Source organism: Microbacterium sp. K2 (genome assembly GCF_051365005.1).
GTDB lineage: Bacteria > Actinomycetota > Actinomycetes > Actinomycetales > Microbacteriaceae > Microbacterium > Microbacterium foliorum_B.
On the sequence record NZ_JBLWII010000001.1, the window covers coordinates 379,761 to 397,612 of the forward strand.

Consider the following 17,852-nt stretch of genomic DNA (forward strand, 5'->3'; position numbering starts at 1 on the left):
TGCCAGACGTCCCGACCGGTTCGATCAGAGAGTGAATCCGTAGTTCGCCTGACCCACCAGGATGAGGTTGACCGTCGTCGGGTAGACCTCGGGCTCCTCGTCTTCGTCGTCGAGCAGCTCGAGCTTGTGGATCGGCACGAAGATGCTGCCGTCCGGTTCGAAGATCAGGTCTTTGGGCACGAAGGACGCGAAGATCGACCGCGTCGCGTGCCGCAGCTCGAAGGTGCGACCGACGTCGCCGCGCTCGAAGAGGTTCATCTCGACCTCGTCGGACCAGACCTTGCCGTCGGGGAAGCGTGCCTCGATTCGATAGGTGCTGGGTTCGATCGCCTTGATGTTGAGGTCCTCCACGACATCTGCGAACTGCGCGTCCGGCTGCTCGAGCTCGAATGCGATGGCACGGAGATGGTCGTAGTTGAGACGAGCCCGGCGGGAGAACAGCGCGACGTTCTCGATCTCATCGGGGTCGGCATGCGGGGCCTGGTCGATCAGGTACTGCCGCACCTCGTCGGGACCGGGGTACTCGAATCGCATGTGGTAGTGGAAGCGCCCCGGGCGATTGACGATGTAGGTGCTGACATCGCTGATGTCGTTCACGGTCAGGCAGTAGATGCGCTTCACCGACGAGAGGCCGTCGAACAGCGACAGGAACTGGTTCTGCCGATTGCCTCCCTCCGCACTGCCGCGGCGCCCCGCAGGGAAGACCTTCTCGAACTCGTCGAAGATGATCAGGCACTCGTCGAGGGTGTCGAGGAACTCGACGATGCCGTCGTTGTCCTCTGAGACGATCACCACGGGCAGGCACTGCTCGCGGGCTTCCTCGGCGACCATGCGAAGGAACAGCGTCTTGCCGATTCCCTTGTCGCCAGAGAGCATCACACCGAGGCTGCGATCGGTGAGGGCATAGGAGCGGAAGATCTTGTCGACCTTCCTGTCGCGGCCACCGTAGACGCGTTCGGTGCCCACGGTGAGGTCGTCGATCTTGATCAGGCTGAATCCCTCTTTCGAGGTGAAATGCACCCGATAGGTGCCGAGAGGGAACTCGTGATGCGTGCGGACGGCCGCGTCGTACACGCGGACGTGTCCGCCCGTCTCGATGTAGGTGCTGGTCAAGATCCTTCTCCTTTGCTCCCCGTACTCATATATCGGTTGGGATTCGATCGCCGTAAGGCGTTCAGGAAGAAACTTTTCGCAGTACCCTGAGCGGACAATGGGCGTGGGGACGCCCGGATCAGGGGATCCATCATGGGCGAGTACGCAGGAGACGAACAGCCGGTCGCAGGTTCGATCGTCATCGTGGTCGAGGCCGCGCCGCAGGGGCTGGTGCAGTACACACTGGATCCCGACGACCGACAGCCCTCATGGCAGGTGGTGCTCGTCGCTCACGATGACGCCGTGATGGGGGCCGCGATGACGCCGGAACAGACGGCTGAGCTGCTGGTGCGCGGAAGCGTCGAGTGCATCAGGCAGAGCATCCCGAGCCTCGAGGTCGGCGGACTGACCATGCGACCCGAGCTCGGCCCCAATGACAACGCGCAGATCGTCGCTGCCGGAGACGCCAGCTTCCTGAAGTCGGAGTGGGATGCTGTCGTGAGGCGGGCCGACGGTCTCCCCGAGCGCTGACGCCGAGCGCGGTCGCCGACGAACGCTGCAGCGCCGTCAGCCCGGCGTCAGGTAGGCGTCGACGATCATCGGTCCGCGGATCTGACGGAGCTCGTCGACGATGCGATCGACACCGCGGGCAGAGATCGATGGCATCTGCAGGTCGTGGGGGCCCAGCAATTCGAGCCGCCCTGTGCGGATGCGGATCACCTCCCAACCGGCGGCGCGCAGGGCGCGATCCTTGCGCAGATCCGTCTCCTGTCTCTTGCCGACGTGCTCGAGTCCGTGACGCCCGACGGTGTCGTACTCGATCGCGACACGAAGCTCCGGAATCAGGATGTCGGGCCAGACCTCGGTGTGACGGAAGAACGGTCGCGAGACCTTGACCGCGTTGACGCCCGGCGTGAAGGCGATGCGAGAGGCGAGCGCGGCGCGGAGCCGGGCTTCGGCGGCGGATGCCGGCGCAGGAGCGCACACGCTCGAGAAGGCATCGCCGGTCGGCAGATCGGGAGTCTTGGTGCACAGTGCGAGCTGCGGTTTCGGGCGCCGCGGGAGCGCGCGGGCCTCTCCCAGCAGCACGGGCTGAGGGCGGGCGAGCATCGAGCATTCGGGGCACCATGCCGACTGGCGACGCACCCGCCCCGGTCGCTCCCGCTGTTCCGAAGGAGTGGCGGCGAAACGGTGACCGACCCGGCATTCCCAGCACAGCAGCACGTCGGCCGCCAGCGGGACCTGCGAGAGTGCGATGCCGTGGTTGAGCTCCGGGTGGTACTGACGGATCAACTCGGGGTAGGCGGCCCATTGCGAACGATAGGTGCCGACCTCGTAGGGCACATCTCGCCCTCGCGAGAACTGGCGTCTCGCCCACCACGACTGCACTGGTTCGGTCACGTCGGGCAACCTACACGCCGCCGCGGACATCGCCAGAGGGCGTCGGACGTGACAGACTCGCGGAGAAGAACGAGTCCGGTGGACGGACAGAGGGAGTCATCATGCCGCAGCGGATCGTGATCAGTGGCGCATCGGGTCTGATCGGCACGGCCCTCGCGTCGTCCCTGCGCTCAGACGGCGTGGAGGTGACGACCCTCGTGCGTCGCGCCCCCCGCGATGCCTCCGAGGTGCAGTGGTCTCCGGGTGAACGCGAACTCGACCCCGACGTGCTGGCGGGGGCTGACGCCGTGGTCGCTCTGGGCGGGGCGAGCGTGGGCCGCCTGCCTTGGACCCCGCGCTACCGCCGTGAACTCGTCGAGTCCCGGCTGACGACCACTCGCACCCTCGCGACAGCGGTGCGCACGCTGCGCGACGACGCTCCGTCGCTGATCTCGGCGTCCGCCGTCGGCTACTACGGCTCGGCACCCGGCGAGATCCTCACCGAGGCGTCGCTCGCCGGCGACACGTTCCTCGCGCAGCTCTGCGTGCGCTGGGAGCAGGAGGCACTGCGGGCAGGGGAGCAGACGAGAGTGGCGCTGCTGCGCACAGCCCCGATCATCCACCGCCAGGGTGTGCTCAAACCGCTGATCCAGCTCACCCGATTCGGAGTAGCCGGTCCGATCGGGCCCGGCACCCAGATCTGGCCGTGGATCTCTCTGGAAGACGAGGTCCGCGGCATCCGACACGTGATCGACCAGCGCCTTGAGGGCCCCGTGAACTTCACCGGCCCGACTCGCGCCTCGGCGAACGACATCGGTCGCGCACTCGCCCAGAGGATGCGGCGTCCGTTCTGGATTCCCGCACCGACCTGGGCGCTGAGACTCGCGCTGAGCCGTGCGGCCGCCGACTCGCTGCTCGTCTCGGACGCCGATGTGCGACCCACGGCCCTCGAGGAATCCGGCTTCGAGTTCAGCCACAAGACCGCAAAGCAAGCGGTCGACGCAGCGATCTGATCGCGCTGCGTCGACGACCGCGACTGCTCAGCGGGCGTGCGGGTCGCGGCGGTTGAGCGTCTCGACCACCTGCGCATAGTCGCCCCGCGCCTCGCCGTAGCGCAGGAACTTCACGTTCTCGACCTGGATCTCGGTCGCATCCGGCTGAGCTTCGATCAGTTCGACGACCTCGGTGACGAACTCGTCGAGGGGCATCGCGAAGTCGCTGGTCTCCTGTCCCGGCATGAGGGAGGTGCGCACAGCGGGCGGTTCGAGCTCGAGCACGCTCACGCTCGTGTCTGCGAGCTGCAGGCGCAGCGATTCGCTGAGCATGTGGATGGCCGCCTTCGTGGCGTTGTACGACGGGGTGACGCGCAGCGGGGCGAAGGCCAGACCGGACGACACGGTCATGATCGTGGCATCCGGCATGGTGCGTAAGTGCTCGATGAACGCCGCGATCAGCCGGATCGGGCCGAGCAGGTTGGTGGTGACCGTCGCCTCGGCCGTCTCGAGGAACCCTTCGGGCGACGTCCAGTCCTCGGGGCGCATGATGCCGGCCATCGCGATGACGACGTTGAGCGAAGGATGCGCGGACAGGACGCTCTGTGCTGCTTCGCGGATGCTGTCGGCATCCGTCGTGTCGATCTGGACGGTGTCGATGCCCGGGTTCGCCGCCGCGATCTCGTCGAGCTGTTCGACACGACGCCCGCCGACGATCACGGTGTTGCCTCGTTCGCTGAGTCGCCGAGCGAGCGCGAGCCCGATGCCGCTCGTGGAGCCGGGGATGAAGATGGTGTTTCCGCTGATGTTCATGCGTCCACTCTTCGGCCTCCGGCAGTCCCTCTCCAGAGATGGTCCATCCAGGGATCCGCGGTCCCTGGATGAGTGAGGGCGAGCACGAGATACTGCAGTGGTGGATAGAGAAGCACTGGCCGAGTTCCTCGTGCGACGCAGGGAGCAGCTGCAGCCGTCGGACGTCGGCCTCGGTGCGGGAGCGCGCCGCCGCACTCCTGGTCTTCGCCGCGAGGAGGTCGCACAGCTCGCCGCCATGTCGACTGACTACTACACGCGTCTCGAACAGCAGCGGGGTCCGCAGCCCAGCGTGCAGATCCTCGCTTCGCTCGCGCGGGCGCTGCGATTGACTCCCGACGAACGCGACTACCTGCACCGCATCTGCGGTCACAGCGCCCCGGATCGCACGGTGTTCACCGACTACGTGCACCCGGGCATGCTCCGTGTTCTCGACCGCCTCGATGACACACCCGCCTTCGTCGTCTCGGTGCTTGACGAGGTCCTGATCCAGAACGACGCCGCACGGGCTCTGCTCGGTGACGTGAGCGGCCTGGAGGGGATCGAGCGCAGCGGGATCTACCGCTGGTTCGCGCACCCGCATGACGAGCGCGGGCGCTACCCGGAGCAGGATCACCCTCGCCACAGCAGCGTGCTCGTGGCTTCGCTCCGATCCGCCTACGGCGCGCTCGGCGAGCGCTCACGCGCCGGCGAGATCGTGCGGGAGCTCACCGTCCGCAGCCCGGAGTTCGCCGAGCTGTGGGCCGTGCACGAGGTGCGGCGGCGCTTCGAAGACCACAAGGTCCTCATCCATCCGGAGGTCGGCCCGATCGAGGTCGACTGCCAGGCGCTGTTCACCGAGGACGAATCCCAGGCGCTCATCGTGCTGACAGCGGCGCCGGGCAGCGACGCCGCGAGCAAGCTCGAACTGCTCAGAGTGCTCGGGACACAGCGGGTCTGACCGGCACCCAGCACGACACCCTGCTGCTGTACTCCACGAACTCGGACCCGAACCTCGACTCCAGATCCGCCTCCTCGAGCGGCCGCACGACCGAGTTCCAGAGCAGAGATCCGAACAGCGAATACGCGACGACGAGCCAGGAACCCAGGATCAGGCCGACGCTGATGCCCTGTGCGATGCCCGCGACAGCCATCGGGTTGCGCACATACCGGTACGGGCCGCTGATCACGAGTCGTCGCGCCATCTGCGACGGGAGCGGGGTGCCCTCACCCTCGACGGACATCGACACGGCCGACCAGATACCGAGGGCGGTCGCGACGACGAGCAGCACCCCGCCCGCCAGATGGACGACGAGCGGAACCTCGATGCGCAGCGACCATCGGGCCTCGACGAGCGACACCACGATGGGGATGACGAGTAGGAAGGTGCCCCAGAAGAACAGGGTCTGCAGTCCGGTGCGCGCGAGCAGCGCTCGTGTGCCGAGCTTCGCAGCAGGCCGGAACGCGAGCGGGCCGGTGATCAGCCATTCCACCGGAGCCCTTCCGCAGAGCAGGACGATTCCCGCCGCGACGCTCGCTCCGGCAGCGATCAGCATGACCAGGGCGCCCCACCCGGCGAGACCTGTCGCCGTGGCGTAGACGGCCATGCCGGCGGCCACGATCGCCGTCCAGGGAACAGCGACCCACAGAGCCCATCGGGAACCGGCTGCGATGATCGCCGAACCGATCACGAAGAGCGGGATGTCGAACGCTGCCACGAGTCCGGCGGGCAGGTCTCCGAGAGTGAGGTGACGCACGTCGTCCGACAGCGCCACCGCGATCCACCAGGCTGCTCCGGACAGAGCCTGCACAGCGAAATACAGCCGAGCCGTCACCGGTGTGATCGGGATCCCTGCGATGACCGGCATGCATTCAGTCTACGAGCGCCGTCCGCGGTCGCCCGCGCAGCGAGCCGCCTCAGGACTCCTCGTGCGATGCGGGATCCGCGTCGAAGAGCCGCCCGTCTGCGCGTCCGAGTGCCGTGATCGCCTCGACCTCGGCCGCGGTCAGCACGACTCCTCCTGCGGCGAGATTCGATACCTGGTGCTCGAGCGAGGAGGCCTTCGGAATCGCGACCGTCTCCCGCGCGATGTGCCAGGCGAGCACGGTCTGCGCGGGGGAGATGTCGTGCGCAGCCGCCACCTCGCCGATCACGCGCTCTTCTATCAGCTCCTTCGCGCGACCGAGCGGACTCCACGCCTCGGTGAGGATGCCGTGCTCTCGGTGATAGGCGAGCTGCTCGTCCTGCGGGAAGTACGGGTGCACCTCGATCTGGTTGACGACCGGGCGGACACCGGTCTCGCGCTCGATGCGCTCGAGGTGATCGGGGAGGAAGTTCGAGACGCCGATCTGTCTCACGACCCCCCGTTGCTGAGCCTCGACCAGCGCCTCCCATGCCTGCACGTATTCGTCCTGATGCGGGTTGGGCCAGTGGATGAGGTGCAGGTCGATCGCTTCGACGCCGAGCCGCGACCGGCTCTCTTCGATGCTCGTCCGCGCCTTCGCGCGTGGGTGATGGCGGCCGGGCAGCTTGGTCGTGACGATCAGTTCCGAGGTGTCCACGTCGGATGCGCGCACCCCGCGACCCACGGATCCCTCGTTCTCGTAGTTGAATGCCGAATCGATCAGGCGGTAGCCGGCGCCGATCGCGGAGGCGACGGAGTCAGCGCCCGCATCCCCGTTCAGCGCGTATGTGCCGAGTCCGAGAGCCGGAAGGGTGAAGCCGTTGTGAGCCGTGAAGAAGGGGAGAGCCGTCATGGCGCCAGCGTACGCTGGAGCCATGAATGAGGTGCAGAGGATGGCGTCAGATGACGGCGTCCCCGATAATGCCGATCGGTGTCCCTGCGGCTCAGGAGACCTCTTCGTCGGATGCTGCGGCCCGCTGCTCGGTGGGGCCCCCGCACCCACGGCCGAGCGGCTGATGCGCTCGCGCTTCACGGCGTTCTCGGTCAAGGACGCCGCGTATCTCCTGGCGACCTGGCATCCGTCGACCCGCCCCGCCGAGATCGACCTCGACGACGACGTGCTCTGGCGACGGCTCGTGGTCCTCGATCGCACCGGCGGCGGCCCCTTCGATCGCGACGGCGAGGTCGAGTTCGAGGCCTTCTGGCAGCAGGACGCCGAGCGGGGTTCGCTCCGCGAGCGGAGCCGCTTCGTGCGCGAGGACCGCAGGTGGCTGTACCTCGACGGACAGGTCGGGTGATGGACGTGACCGCGCAGCGACTAGATTTGAGAGCGTGAACGCCAGCCCAGAACACCAGCGCATCCTGCTCGACGTCGCCGACCTGGACCGGCGCATCGCGCAGGCGGAGCGCGCACGCACCAAGCCGCCTCAGGCCGCCCGGATCACCGAGCTCGTCGCGATCCGTCAGGATCAGCTCCGCGAGCTGACTGCGTTGACCGGCACGCGCGACGACGTGCGCACCGAGCTCACGCGGCTCGAGTCCGACGTCAAGCTCGTCGAGCAGCGCCGGGTCCGCGACGCCGACCGCCTCGCCACCGCGACGAACTCGAAGGAGGCGCAGGCACTCGAGCACGAGATCGCGAGCCTCGCCAAGCGTCAGAGCGACCTCGAGGACATCGAGCTCGATCTCATGGGCCGTGTCGAAGACGCGGAAGCGGCGGTCGCCGCACAGCAGGCACTGCTCGCGACGACGACCTCCGAGGGCACTGCGCTCACCGCTCAGGCCAAGGCCGACGTCGCTGCGGCGACCGACCTCCTCGCCCAGTTGACGCGCGATCGCGAGGCCGTGACCGCCTCCGTTCCTGCGCCGCTCCTGGCCGATTACACGCGTCGCGCGGCGAACAGCGCGGGCGCGGCTGTGCTGACCCGTGGCACTTGCGAAGGCTGCCGGATGCTGCTTCCGGGCACCGACCTCAACGACATCCGCAACGCGCCCGACGACCTCGTCGTCTTCTGCCCCGAGTGCGGTTGCATCCTGGTGCGCACCGAGGAATCCGGGCTGTGATCTCTGCGCCGCGAGCGCGACGGCGGTGAACTCGCGGCAGCAGACCGAGCGTCGCGTCGTCCTCGTGGCGGCCGGCTCGGGCGGATACGCCGCGGTGGAACTCGACGCCGAGGATGCCGAGGTCGGTCGTATCGAACTCTCCGCGTCTGAGCTGGCCTCATGGGTCGCGACCCAGGAGCGCGAGAACCCGCCGCGCTGGGTGATCCGCAGTGCCAGGGAGATCTACCCCGTGCTGCTCGCCGCGGGCGTGCTTCTGAGCCGTTCGCACGACCTGCTGCTGTGCCATGCGATTCTTCGCGACACCGACAAGGTTCCGCGCCCGCTCGCACCGTCGGCGGCCTGGGTGCGACGCGAACCCGTCGATGAAGCGCCGGCGCTGTTCGACGTCATCGCGCACGATGCACCGGACGACCCTGTCGGCGACGCCCTCGACCAGTACCGCGAGCAGCGTCGCGTGCTTCGCGACAGCAAGGACGGGCGGCTCACCCTGCTCACGTCGGCCGAATCCGCCGGTGGCCTCATCGCCGAGGAGATGAGAGCCGCGGGCCTGCCGTGGAACGAGTCGGTGCACGACGGCATCCTCACCGAGATACTCGGCACCCGCCCGATCGCGGGAGGCCTTCCCAGTCGCATGGTGGCTCAGGGCGAGCGGGTGCGTTCGATTCTCGGCGACCCCAACCTCAACCTCGAGAGCCAGCCGAAGCTGCTCCGCGCTCTGCACCGCGTCGGCGTGCAGGTCGAGTCGACCAGTCGGTGGGAGCTTGCCCAGCACAGCCACGCCGTGGTCGAGCCGCTGCTGGCCTACAAGAAACTGTCGCGGCTGCTGAGTGCCAACGGATGGGCGTGGCTCGCCGAGTGGGTGCATGACGGACGTTTCCGACCGATCTACATCACGGGTGGTGTCGTGACGGGGCGGTGGGCATCGGCTGGAGGTGGCGCTCTGCAGCTGCCGCGCAACCTGCGCGCCGCGGTGCGCGCCGACGAAGGATGGACGCTGGTCGTCGCCGACGTCGCTCAGCTGGAGCCGCGCATGCTCGCGGGCATGGCGGGAGACCGTGCGATGGCGCGAGCGGCGCAGGGCAAAGACCTGTATGCGGGAGTCGTGGAATCGGGCGCTGTGACGACGCGTGAAGAGGCGAAGTACGCCGTTCTCGGGGCGATGTACGGAGCGACGACCGGGGACAGTGGGCGACTGGTTCCCCGACTGCGCAAGGTGTACCCGAGGGCGATGGCGCTCGTCGACAAGGCGGCGCGGTTCGGCGAGGACGGGGGAGTGGTCTCGACCTGGCTGGGACGATCGTCGCCTCGTCCGTCGATGGAGTGGGAGGCCATGCAGGCCGCCGCCACCGATGCCGACGCCGATCCCGCCGAGGTCGCCCTTGCGCGGCGTCGCGCTCGGGACTGGGGGCGTTTCACCCGCAACTTCGTGGTGCAGGGCACCGCCGCCGAGTGGTCGTTGATCTGGCTCGCTGAGATCAGACACCGTCTGCAGAGGCTTCCCGGGGCGGAGCGGGTGGCCCCGGCATCCGGGATCTTCGGCTCGCGCGCGCACCTGGCCTTCTTCCTGCACGATGAGGTGATCCTGCATGTTCCCCAGGAGCAGGCGGATGCCGCCGCGGATGCCGTGCGCGAAGCCGCAGCGGTGGCCACACGCCGGCTCTTCGGGAGCTTCCCGATCGAGGTTCCTCTCGATCTGCGGATCGCGGAGTCGGCTGAGAAGTAGGGCGCTCTGGTCGTAGACTGGACGTGCGAATGGGTCGACTGGACGGTCGCGTGGCGGGCAACCGCACCGAGGAACGTCCGGGCTCCTCAGGGCAGGACGGTGGGTAACGCCCACCCGGAGCAATCCGCGAGAAAGTGCCACAGAGAGCAGACCGCCCCGCAAGGGGTAAGGGTGAAAGGGTGGTGTAAGAGACCACCGGGGGCCATGGTGACATGGCCCGCCAGGTAAACCTCGTCCGGAGCAAGGTCAGACAGAGGATGTTGACGCGGCTCGCCGAGTCCTCGGGTAGACCGCTAGAGTGCCACGGCAACGTGTCGCCGAGAGAGATGGCCGTCGAAGGGGCGAAGAACCCCGGAACAGAACCCGGCGTACAGGTCGGCCCATTCGCACTGAACAGCGTGACCAGGTCGGGTTCGAGCCTGTTGCGTCGGAGGCTACTGCTGCGCGATCTGCTCGAGGAAAGCACGCGCCGCATCCTCCGACACGTCGTATCCGTACTCGGCCGCTTTCGAGACGAGGGTCGCGGCGGCGTCGTCGGTGGGCTGCGGGTTCTCCGGATCGATACCGAGCACACGAAGTGCGTCGTCTCGTTGCTCGGGGGTCGCCTGGTCCCAGAGGCCCTGCATCGCATCAGCCTGCGCTCCGGCCGATGGATCGGTGGCGGGCTCTGACGGAGCCGGCGGTGCTGCTGGAGGTCGAGTCTGCGTCGCCGCCGGAGTGGGCAGCGACGTCGCTGTCGGCGACGGAGCCGGAGCCGCAACTGGCGCGGCGCATCCGGTGAGGATCAGCGCCAGCGTCGTACCGACGAGAGTTGCTTTGAGTCGCGAGCCGTTCACACAGCGAGTCTACGGAAGGCCGCTGAGAGTCTCCGGGCCGCTTCCCGCAGCATCCGAAGCCTTCCGGCGCGCGAGGTTGCGGCGCACGAGCGGCCAGAACAGCACGAGCACGCCGGTGGCGATGAGGCTCGTCCAGACCTGCGTGCGGCCTGCCTCGCTGAACATCATCACGACGATCACCGCCGCGATGCAGGCGATCAGCAGGATGTTGAGCCAGGGGTGCAGCCACATCTTGAGCTTGAGGTTCGCGACCTCGTCGGGCGTCATCTTCTGGCGGAGTCGCCATTGCGTGAGGGCGATGAAGACGTAGACGAGCAGGGCGACGAGGCCGGCCGAGTTCATGATGAAGTCGAAGATGCCTGACCCCGGCGTCAGGAAGTTCACCAGCGTGGCGATGAGTCCGCCGCTCGTCGAGGCCAGCAGCGCCATCACCGGCACGCCGTTCTTCGACCTCTTCGCCACGATCTTCGGTGCGAAGCCCTGCTCGGCGAGCGCTGCGAACATGCGCGATGCCGAGTAGAGACCCGAGTTCAGCACCGATATGACCGCGGTGAAGATGACGAGCTGCATGATGATGCTCGCCCCGGGGATGCCGAACTGTTCGAGAGCGTAGGTGAACGGCGCGTTGGCCACGTCGGTCGGAACCGGCAATTCGTTCCACGGCACGACAGTGACGATGATCAGCACCGAGCCGACGAAGAACAGCAGGATGCGCCAGATGATCGTGCTCGTCGCCTGCCGGATGCCCTTCGCCGGATCCTCTGACTCCGCCGACGCCATCACGGCGATCTCGGTGCCGAAGTACGAGAAGATCACCAATGCGACCCCTGTGAAGGCGACGCCGAAGCCGTTCGGAGCGAAGCCGCCGTGCTCCCACAGGTTCCCGATCGAGACCTCGGAGTTCGGCCACAGGCCGAAGGCGAACAGCAGACCGGCGCCGAGGAAGACGACGATCGCGAGCACCTTGACGCTGGCGAGCCAGAACTCGACTTCGCCGAAGGCGCGGACGGAGATGATGTTCGTGCCGACGAAGATCCCGATCAGGATCAGCGACCAGGCCCATGACGGGACAGCGGGGAACCAGCTCGCCATGGTCTCGCCGCCCAGCACGGCCTCATAGGCGAGCACACCGACCCAGAAGTACCAGTACAGCCACCCGACGAGATAGGCCGCCCAGTTGCCGAGGCCCACTCGTGCGTACTCCATGAACGAGCCGATGGCTGGGCGCGATGCCGCCATCTCGCCGAGCATCCGCATGGCGAGGAACACGAGCAGCCCGCCGATGAGATACGAGAGCACTGCGGCCGGCCCGACAGCGCGGATGACATTGCCCGATCCGACGAAGAGGCTCGCGCCGATGATCCCGCCGAGGGTGATCATCGTGACATGGCGTGACCGCAGCTTCTTCGCCTTGGGTCTCTCGACGGGTGCGAAACCGGCTGACGTCGACGGCGACACCGGCTTGTTCCAGGACGATTCTGACGGTTCGTTCATCTCGAAGCTGCCTTTCGTTGCGGTGCGGCCTTGACGTCGAGGCCGTCCATCAGGCGTATCTCGTCGACCGAGAAGGACACGGAGGAGATGCCATGTTGCCACGGCGCCGTCACGCCGCGCAGTATTCTCTGCGGACTGCGAGGGTGCTCAGCCCGGCGATGCAGAAGGCCCCACCGGATCGGCGGGGCCTTCTGCTGTCGATGGTCGTGGGGTCAGTCGCCGGCGAGAGACGCCGCGCCGATGATGCCCGAGTTGTTGCGGTGGATCGCCGGGACGATCGGGGTCTTGAGATCGAGCAGCGGCAGGAAGTCTCCGGCGTTCTTCGACACACCGCCGCCGACCACGAACAGGTCAGGGCTGAAGAGGAACTCGATGTGCGAGTAGAACTTCTGCAGACGCTCGGCCCACTCCGACCAGCTGAGTCCTTCACGCTCGCGCGCGGATGTCGCGGCGTAGGTCTCGACGGACTCGTACTCGCCGAAGTTCAGGTGACCGAGCTCGGTGTTCGGCAGCAGCACGCCGTCGTAGAGGAACGCCGAGCCGATGCCGGTGCCGAGGGTCGTGAGCAGTGTGAAGCCGCGCACGTCGCGGGCCGCACCGTGGCGTGCCTCGGCGACGCCGGCGGCATCCGCGTCGTTCACGAAGACGATGTTGCGTCCGAGACCGTCGCGGAAGAACTTCTCCGCATCGAAGTCCACCCACTCCTTCGAGACGTTGGCGGCCGACAGGGTCTTGCCGCGCTTCACGATGGCGGGGAACGCCACGCCGAGCGGGAGAGTCGGGTCGTGGACGTCGAGGGTCTTCAGCACTGTCTGCACCGCCTGCAGGACATCCTCCGGAGATGCGCCCTCAGGAGTGGGCACGCGCACCCTGTCCGAGGCCATGGTGCCGTGCTCCAGGTCGACGAGACCTGCCTTGATTCCCGTGCCGCCGATGTCGACGCCGATCGCTTTTGCCATGGTCGATAGCTTAGCGACCGACGTCAGCGCCGATAGGATCGATGACACCACGTGAAGAAGGGGATCGGCCATGTCGAACGGCGATGAGAAGTACTGGTACAACCTGGAGACCGGTCAGGTGGAGTTCGGCATGATCTCCGCATCCGCTGACCGCGTCGGTCCCTTCGATACCGAAGCTGAGGCGTCTCTGGCTCCGGAGAAGCTCAAGGAGCGCTCGCGGGCCTGGGCCGAGGAGGAAGCAGCCGAGAGCGGCTGGGACGCCGGCATCGGCAAGAGCGCTGAGTGACCGTGGACAAGCAGAGAGATTTCGTCCTCCGGACGATCGAAGAGCGCGGCGTCAAGTTCGTCCGCCTGTGGTTCACCGATGTCATCGGCACCCTCAAGTCCGTCGCCATCGCGCCGGCCGAGGTCGAGGGCGCGTTCGCCGAGGGGATCGGCTTCGACGGCTCTGCCATCGAGGGCCTGACCCGCAGCTACGAGTCCGACCTGCTCGCGCAGCCCGACCCCACCACTTTCCAGACGCTGCCGTGGCGCGGTGAGATCGACCCCACCGCGCGCATGTTCTGCGACATCACCACGCCGGACGGGCGACCTGCCGTGTCCGATCCGCGGCACGTGCTCAAGCGCACTCTGGCCAAGGCCGCCGATGCCGGGTTCACCTTCTACACGCACCCCGAGATCGAGTTCTACCTGCTCAAGTCCTCGTCGTTCGGTCCTGAGGGGCCGGTTCCGGTCGACTCGGCCGGGTACTTCGACAACGTCCCCGGCGGCACGGCGCATGATTTCCGCCGCCGGTCGGTGCGGATGCTCGAGGACCTCGGGATCTCCGTCGAGTTCAGCCACCACGAGGGCGGGCCCGGGCAGAACGAGATCGACCTCCGCTACGCGGACGCGCTGACCATGGCCGACAACGTGATGACGTTCCGCACGGTAATCAAAGAGGTCGCGATCGAGCAGGGCGTCTATGCGACGTTCATGCCGAAGCCTCTGAGCGGCCACCCCGGCAGCGGCATGCACACGCACATGTCGCTCTTCGAGGGCGAGCGCAACGCGTTCTACGAAGAGGGCGCGAAGTACCAGCTGTCGAAGACCGGTCGCCACTTCATCGCCGGTCTCCTGCGGCACGCCAACGAGATGGCGGCGGTGACGAACCAGTTCGTCAACTCGTACAAGCGCCTCTGGGGCGGCGACGAGGCTCCGAGCTTCGTCACGTGGGGCCACAACAACCGCTCCGCGCTCGTCCGAGTGCCGATGTACAAGCCCAACAAGGGCGGATCGTCGCGCGTCGAGTACCGTGCGCTCGACTCTGCAGCGAACCCCTACCTCGCCTACGCCCTCATGCTCGCAGCGGGCCTCAAGGGCATCGAGGAGGAGTACGAGCTGCCGCCGGAGGCCGAGGACAACGTGTGGTCGCTGAGTGACGCCGAGCGCCGTGCGCTGGGCTACTCCGCGCTGCCTGCGAGCCTCGACCACGCACTCGAGTACATGGAGAGCTCCGAGCTCGTCGCCGAGACCCTCGGCGAGTCGGTCTTCAACTACGTGCTGCTCAACAAGCGCAAGGAGTGGGAGGCCTACCGCGGCCAGGTCACGCCGCTGGAGCTGAAGAACAACCTCGAGCTTCTCTGAGCGTCGCCCATGGCCCGTTCGGACGACTCCGTCTCTCTCTCCGCGCTGGCCAGGCTGGGGTTCGCCGAGCTCAGCGAGGCGGCGGCGAACCTCACCGAGCTCGCGACGCTGATCGGCGTCGAGCGGTCCCTCCTGCTCGGTGAAGCCGACGGGGCCGACCCCGATGCGGCGGTCGAGGGGATGCTGCGCGTGGCGCGGCGTGACCCGGCACCGCTTGCGGCACTGTTCGCCGACGCACAGGCGCGCAGACGCGTGTGGCGGTTGTTCGGCGCGTCGCAGGGGTTCGCGGATTTCTTCCTGCGACACCCTCGTGAGATCACGGTGCTGGGCGAGTCGATGCCCGAGTTGCCGTCGGCAGATCAACTGCGCGAGCGGATGCTGGATGCCGTCCGCGCCCGCGATGGCTTCGCCGAGTCCGGAGACGATGCGGCGGTGGTGACGCTTCGAGTCGCCTACCGGCGCAACCTCGCGGCGATCGCCGCGTTCGACCTCACGTCGCACAGCCCGGTTCGCATCGTCGGCGACGTCGCCGCAGCGTTGGCCGACGTCGCCGGCGCGGCGCTCGAGGCAGCCCTCGCGGTGGCCCGACGACGGCTCGCCGACACGATGAGCCACGAACAGGTCGCCGCCACACAGCTCGCGATCATCGGCATGGGCAAGGCCGGCGCACGCGAGTTGAACTACGTCAGCGACGTCGACGTGATCTTCGTGGGGGGAACGGCAGACGAAGAGGTCGTCTCCGAATCGAAGGCGATCGACATCGCGACGCGCCTCGCCAGGGAGACGATGCGCGGTCTGAGCGGCATCGAGGTCGAGCCGCCGCTCTGGGAGGTCGATGCTGCGCTCCGTCCAGAGGGCAAACAGGGCGCGCTGGTTCGATCACTCGGCTCGCACCTGGCGTATTACGACCGCTGGGCCAAGAGCTGGGAGTTCCAGGCGCTGCTGAAGGCGCGACCTCTCGCGGGCGATCCCGAGCTCGGCGCCGCGTACATCGCCGCGGTGCAGCCCAAGGTCTTCTCGAGCGCCGCGCGAGAGAACTTCGTCGACAGCGTGCAGCGCATGCGCGAGCGGGTCATGGAGCACATCGACCCGGAGGATGCGCCGTACCAGCTGAAACTGGGATCCGGTGGCCTGCGGGACATCGAGTTCACTGTGCAGCTCCTGCAGCTCGTGCACGGCCTCACCGACCCGAGTCTGCGTACGCGCGGCACGCTGGAGAGCCTCGACGCGCTCGTCGAAGGCGGCTACATCGGCCGGGCTGAGGCTGCGTCGTTCGCTGACGACTACTGCGTGCTGCGGCTGATGGAGCACAGACTGCAGCTCAAGGAGCTCAGCCGCACCCACCTGATGCCTCGGACGCCCGCCGGCCTGCGCGTGCTGGCTCGCAGCACCGGTCTCGGAGAATCCGGCGAGGCGATCTGGGCTCGATGGGAGAGCGTTCGGCGTGAGGTGCGCGACATCCACACCCGGCTGTTCTACCGCCCTCTTCTGAGTGCCGTGGCCTCACTGCCCGAAGAAGAGCGCACCCTGTCGACCGCGCAGGCGCACGATCGGCTCATGGCGATCGGCTTCCGCGACCCCGCAGGTGCTCTGCGGCACATCGGCGCGCTCACGACGGGGTTGAGTCGCAAGGCGACCATCCAGCGCCACCTCATGCCTGTGATGGTCCGCTGGTTCGCCGACGGCAGCGACCCGGACTACGCGCTGATCGCGTTCCGCCGCATCAGTGAGCGCCTCGGCGACACCCCCTGGTTCCTCCGGATGCTGCGGGATTCGTCCGGCGCCGCCGAGAGCCTCACAAGGCTGCTGTCGTCGTCGCGCTACGTCGGCGAGCTCATGGAGTGGATCCCCGAGTCGGTCGCCTGGCTCGACAGCAGCGAGCTGCTGCGTCCGCGAAGCGGGGCCGCGCTCGACGAGGAGGCCAGGGCGATCCAGACACGTCACAAGAACGTGGGTGACGCGTTGCAGGCGGTGCGAGCGCTGCGACGTCGAGAGCTCCTGCGCACGGCGATGGGCGGCGTCCTCGACGTGCTCTCGATCGAGCAGATCGCGACCTCGCTCACCGAGATCACCGACGCCACGATCCAGGCGGCGCTGCGCGCGGTTCGGCGTGAGATCGTCCCCGCCGAGGATGAGGCGCTCGACTTCGCGGTGATCGGCATGGGGCGGTTCGGGGGAGCGGAGCTCGGCTTCGGTTCCGACGCCGACATCCTCTATGTGTACGACGCGAACGGCGTCGATCCTCAGCGGGCGCAGTCGCTCGCCACGCGCATCGTCGCGGGACTCCGGGAACACCTGACCGATCATCGAGTGCCGCTCGATCTCGATGCCGACCTCCGACCGGAGGGTCGCAACGGCCCCGTGGTGCGGTCGATCGAGGCCTATGCGGAGTACTACCGACGCTGGTCGCTCTCATGGGAGGCGCAGGCGCTGCTACGGGCAAGGGGAGTGGCGGGAAGCACCACTCTCATTGCGAAGTTCACGGACCTCGCCGACAGCATCCGGTATCCCGCGGAGATCGATCTGCAGGGCACCCGCGAGATCAAGCGGATCAAGGCACGGGTCGAAGGGGAGCGGCTGCCGCAGGGAGTGGATCCGCGTCGTCATCTGAAACTCGGTCCAGGCACGCTCAGCGACGTCGAGTGGCTGGTGCAGCTGTTGCAATTGCAGCACGCCCACGACGTCCCGGAGCTGCGGACCACGTCGACCCTCACGGCCCTCGGGGCTGCGGTCGACGCGGGATTCGTGCCGGCCGATGCCGCCGATCTCCTCCGCGCCGCATGGCTGCTGTCGAGTCGCCTGCGCTCCGCTATCACCCTCTACACCGGCAAGACGAGCGATGTGCTGCCGACGGATCCGCGCGACCTCGATGCGATCGGTCGGCTGCTCGGATACCCCGACCGCTCGGCGAGCGTGCTCGACGACGACTACCTGGGAGTCACGAGGCGTGCGCGCAGGGCATTCGAGCAGCTCTTCTACGGCTAGCCTGGCTT

General features: G+C 67.5%; 17 protein-coding genes and 1 other RNA gene. 10 read left to right on the top strand and 8 right to left on the bottom strand.

What is annotated here, in order from left to right; all coding sequences use genetic code 11:
• Positions 1-24: 24 nt before the first annotated feature.
• Positions 25-1,113, bottom strand: a complete 1,089-nt coding sequence (locus tag ACLKOY_RS02000; RefSeq protein WP_436452209.1) for an AAA family ATPase — start codon at positions 1,111-1,113, stop codon at positions 25-27.
• Positions 1,114-1,245: 132 nt separating this feature from the next.
• Here ACLKOY_RS02000 and ACLKOY_RS02005 point away from each other — a divergent pair, with 132 nt between their 5' ends.
• Positions 1,246-1,623, top strand: a complete 378-nt coding sequence (locus tag ACLKOY_RS02005) for a hypothetical protein (RefSeq protein WP_436452210.1) — start codon at positions 1,246-1,248, stop codon at positions 1,621-1,623.
• Between the two features lie 36 nt (positions 1,624-1,659).
• Here ACLKOY_RS02005 and ACLKOY_RS02010 read toward each other — a convergent pair whose 3' ends face one another.
• Positions 1,660-2,493 carry a zinc-ribbon domain-containing protein gene (locus tag ACLKOY_RS02010; protein WP_436452211.1) on the bottom strand — a complete coding sequence of 278 codons (834 nt, stop codon included), beginning with the start codon at positions 2,491-2,493 and terminating at the stop codon, positions 1,660-1,662.
• 101 nt (positions 2,494-2,594) lie between these two features.
• On the opposite strand from ACLKOY_RS02010, the gene ACLKOY_RS02015 reads away from it, so the two are divergent.
• On the top strand, positions 2,595-3,485 hold the full coding sequence (locus tag ACLKOY_RS02015) for a TIGR01777 family oxidoreductase (RefSeq protein WP_436452212.1): 891 nt from the start codon (positions 2,595-2,597) through the stop codon (positions 3,483-3,485).
• Between the two features lie 27 nt (positions 3,486-3,512).
• Here ACLKOY_RS02015 and ACLKOY_RS02020 read toward each other — a convergent pair whose 3' ends face one another.
• Positions 3,513-4,277 carry an SDR family oxidoreductase gene (locus tag ACLKOY_RS02020; RefSeq protein WP_436452213.1) on the bottom strand — a complete coding sequence of 255 codons (765 nt, stop codon included), beginning with the start codon at positions 4,275-4,277 and terminating at the stop codon, positions 3,513-3,515.
• A 100-nt stretch (positions 4,278-4,377) separates the two neighbouring features.
• On the opposite strand from ACLKOY_RS02020, the gene ACLKOY_RS02025 reads away from it, so the two are divergent.
• The gene (locus tag ACLKOY_RS02025) at positions 4,378-5,214 is read left to right on the top strand and encodes a helix-turn-helix transcriptional regulator (protein WP_436452214.1); all 837 of its coding nucleotides are present in this window, start codon (positions 4,378-4,380) and stop codon (positions 5,212-5,214) included.
• On the opposite strand, the gene ACLKOY_RS02030 is transcribed toward ACLKOY_RS02025, so the two are convergent.
• Together ACLKOY_RS02030 and ACLKOY_RS02035 are read right to left on the bottom strand one after the other, a co-directional pair.
• Positions 5,186-6,121: a methyltransferase family protein gene (locus ACLKOY_RS02030; protein WP_436452215.1), complete on the bottom strand. Its 936-nt coding sequence runs from the start codon at positions 6,119-6,121 to the stop codon at positions 5,186-5,188. The genes ACLKOY_RS02025 and ACLKOY_RS02030 overlap by 29 nt on opposite strands.
• Before the next feature lie 49 nt (positions 6,122-6,170).
• On the bottom strand, positions 6,171-7,010 hold the full coding sequence (locus ACLKOY_RS02035) for an aldo/keto reductase (RefSeq protein WP_436452216.1): 840 nt from the start codon (positions 7,008-7,010) through the stop codon (positions 6,171-6,173).
• A 40-nt stretch (positions 7,011-7,050) separates the two neighbouring features.
• Between ACLKOY_RS02035 and ACLKOY_RS02040 the strand changes: the two genes are divergently transcribed.
• The 4 genes from ACLKOY_RS02040 to rnpB all read left to right on the top strand — a co-directional run bounded on the left by ACLKOY_RS02040 (position 7,051) and on the right by rnpB (position 10,331).
• Positions 7,051-7,455, top strand: coding sequence for a YchJ family protein (locus tag ACLKOY_RS02040; protein WP_436452217.1), 405 nt, complete (start codon positions 7,051-7,053; stop codon positions 7,453-7,455).
• A gap of 34 nt (positions 7,456-7,489) precedes the next feature.
• On the top strand, positions 7,490-8,221 hold the full coding sequence (locus ACLKOY_RS02045) for a zinc ribbon domain-containing protein (RefSeq protein ID WP_436452218.1): 732 nt from the start codon (positions 7,490-7,492) through the stop codon (positions 8,219-8,221).
• Positions 8,222-8,246: 25 nt separating this feature from the next.
• On the top strand, positions 8,247-9,944 hold the full coding sequence (locus tag ACLKOY_RS02050; RefSeq protein ID WP_436452220.1) for a bifunctional 3'-5' exonuclease/DNA polymerase: 1,698 nt from the start codon (positions 8,247-8,249) through the stop codon (positions 9,942-9,944).
• A gap of 30 nt (positions 9,945-9,974) precedes the next feature.
• Positions 9,975-10,331: RNase P RNA component class A (gene rnpB / locus ACLKOY_RS02055), an RNA gene on the top strand.
• A gap of 47 nt (positions 10,332-10,378) precedes the next feature.
• Here the strand turns inward: rnpB and ACLKOY_RS02060 are convergent.
• The 3 genes from ACLKOY_RS02060 to ppgK form a co-directional block, all read right to left on the bottom strand.
• Positions 10,379-10,780 (bottom strand): hypothetical protein, encoded by a 402-nt coding sequence (locus tag ACLKOY_RS02060; RefSeq protein ID WP_436452221.1) that lies wholly within the window; start codon positions 10,778-10,780, stop codon positions 10,379-10,381.
• 9 nt (positions 10,781-10,789) lie between these two features.
• Positions 10,790-12,274: an amino acid permease gene (locus ACLKOY_RS02065; RefSeq protein WP_436452222.1), complete on the bottom strand. Its 1,485-nt coding sequence runs from the start codon at positions 12,272-12,274 to the stop codon at positions 10,790-10,792.
• Positions 12,275-12,486: 212 nt separating this feature from the next.
• Entirely contained in the window at positions 12,487-13,233 is a 747-nt protein-coding gene (gene ppgK, locus ACLKOY_RS02070) for a polyphosphate--glucose phosphotransferase (RefSeq protein WP_436452223.1), read from the bottom strand.
• A gap of 70 nt (positions 13,234-13,303) precedes the next feature.
• Here ppgK and ACLKOY_RS02075 point away from each other — a divergent pair, with 70 nt between their 5' ends.
• From ACLKOY_RS02075 to ACLKOY_RS02085, 3 genes are read left to right on the top strand one after another with little or no spacing between them, the layout of a single operon-like run.
• The gene (locus tag ACLKOY_RS02075) at positions 13,304-13,519 is read left to right on the top strand and encodes an SPOR domain-containing protein (protein ID WP_436452224.1); all 216 of its coding nucleotides are present in this window, start codon (positions 13,304-13,306) and stop codon (positions 13,517-13,519) included.
• 2 nt (positions 13,520-13,521) lie between these two features.
• Positions 13,522-14,859: a type I glutamate--ammonia ligase gene (glnA, locus tag ACLKOY_RS02080; protein ID WP_042541155.1), complete on the top strand. Its 1,338-nt coding sequence runs from the start codon at positions 13,522-13,524 to the stop codon at positions 14,857-14,859.
• 9 nt (positions 14,860-14,868) lie between these two features.
• Positions 14,869-17,844, top strand: coding sequence for a bifunctional [glutamine synthetase] adenylyltransferase/[glutamine synthetase]-adenylyl-L-tyrosine phosphorylase (locus ACLKOY_RS02085; protein ID WP_436452225.1), 2,976 nt, complete (start codon positions 14,869-14,871; stop codon positions 17,842-17,844).
• Positions 17,845-17,852: the final 8 nt, after the last annotated feature.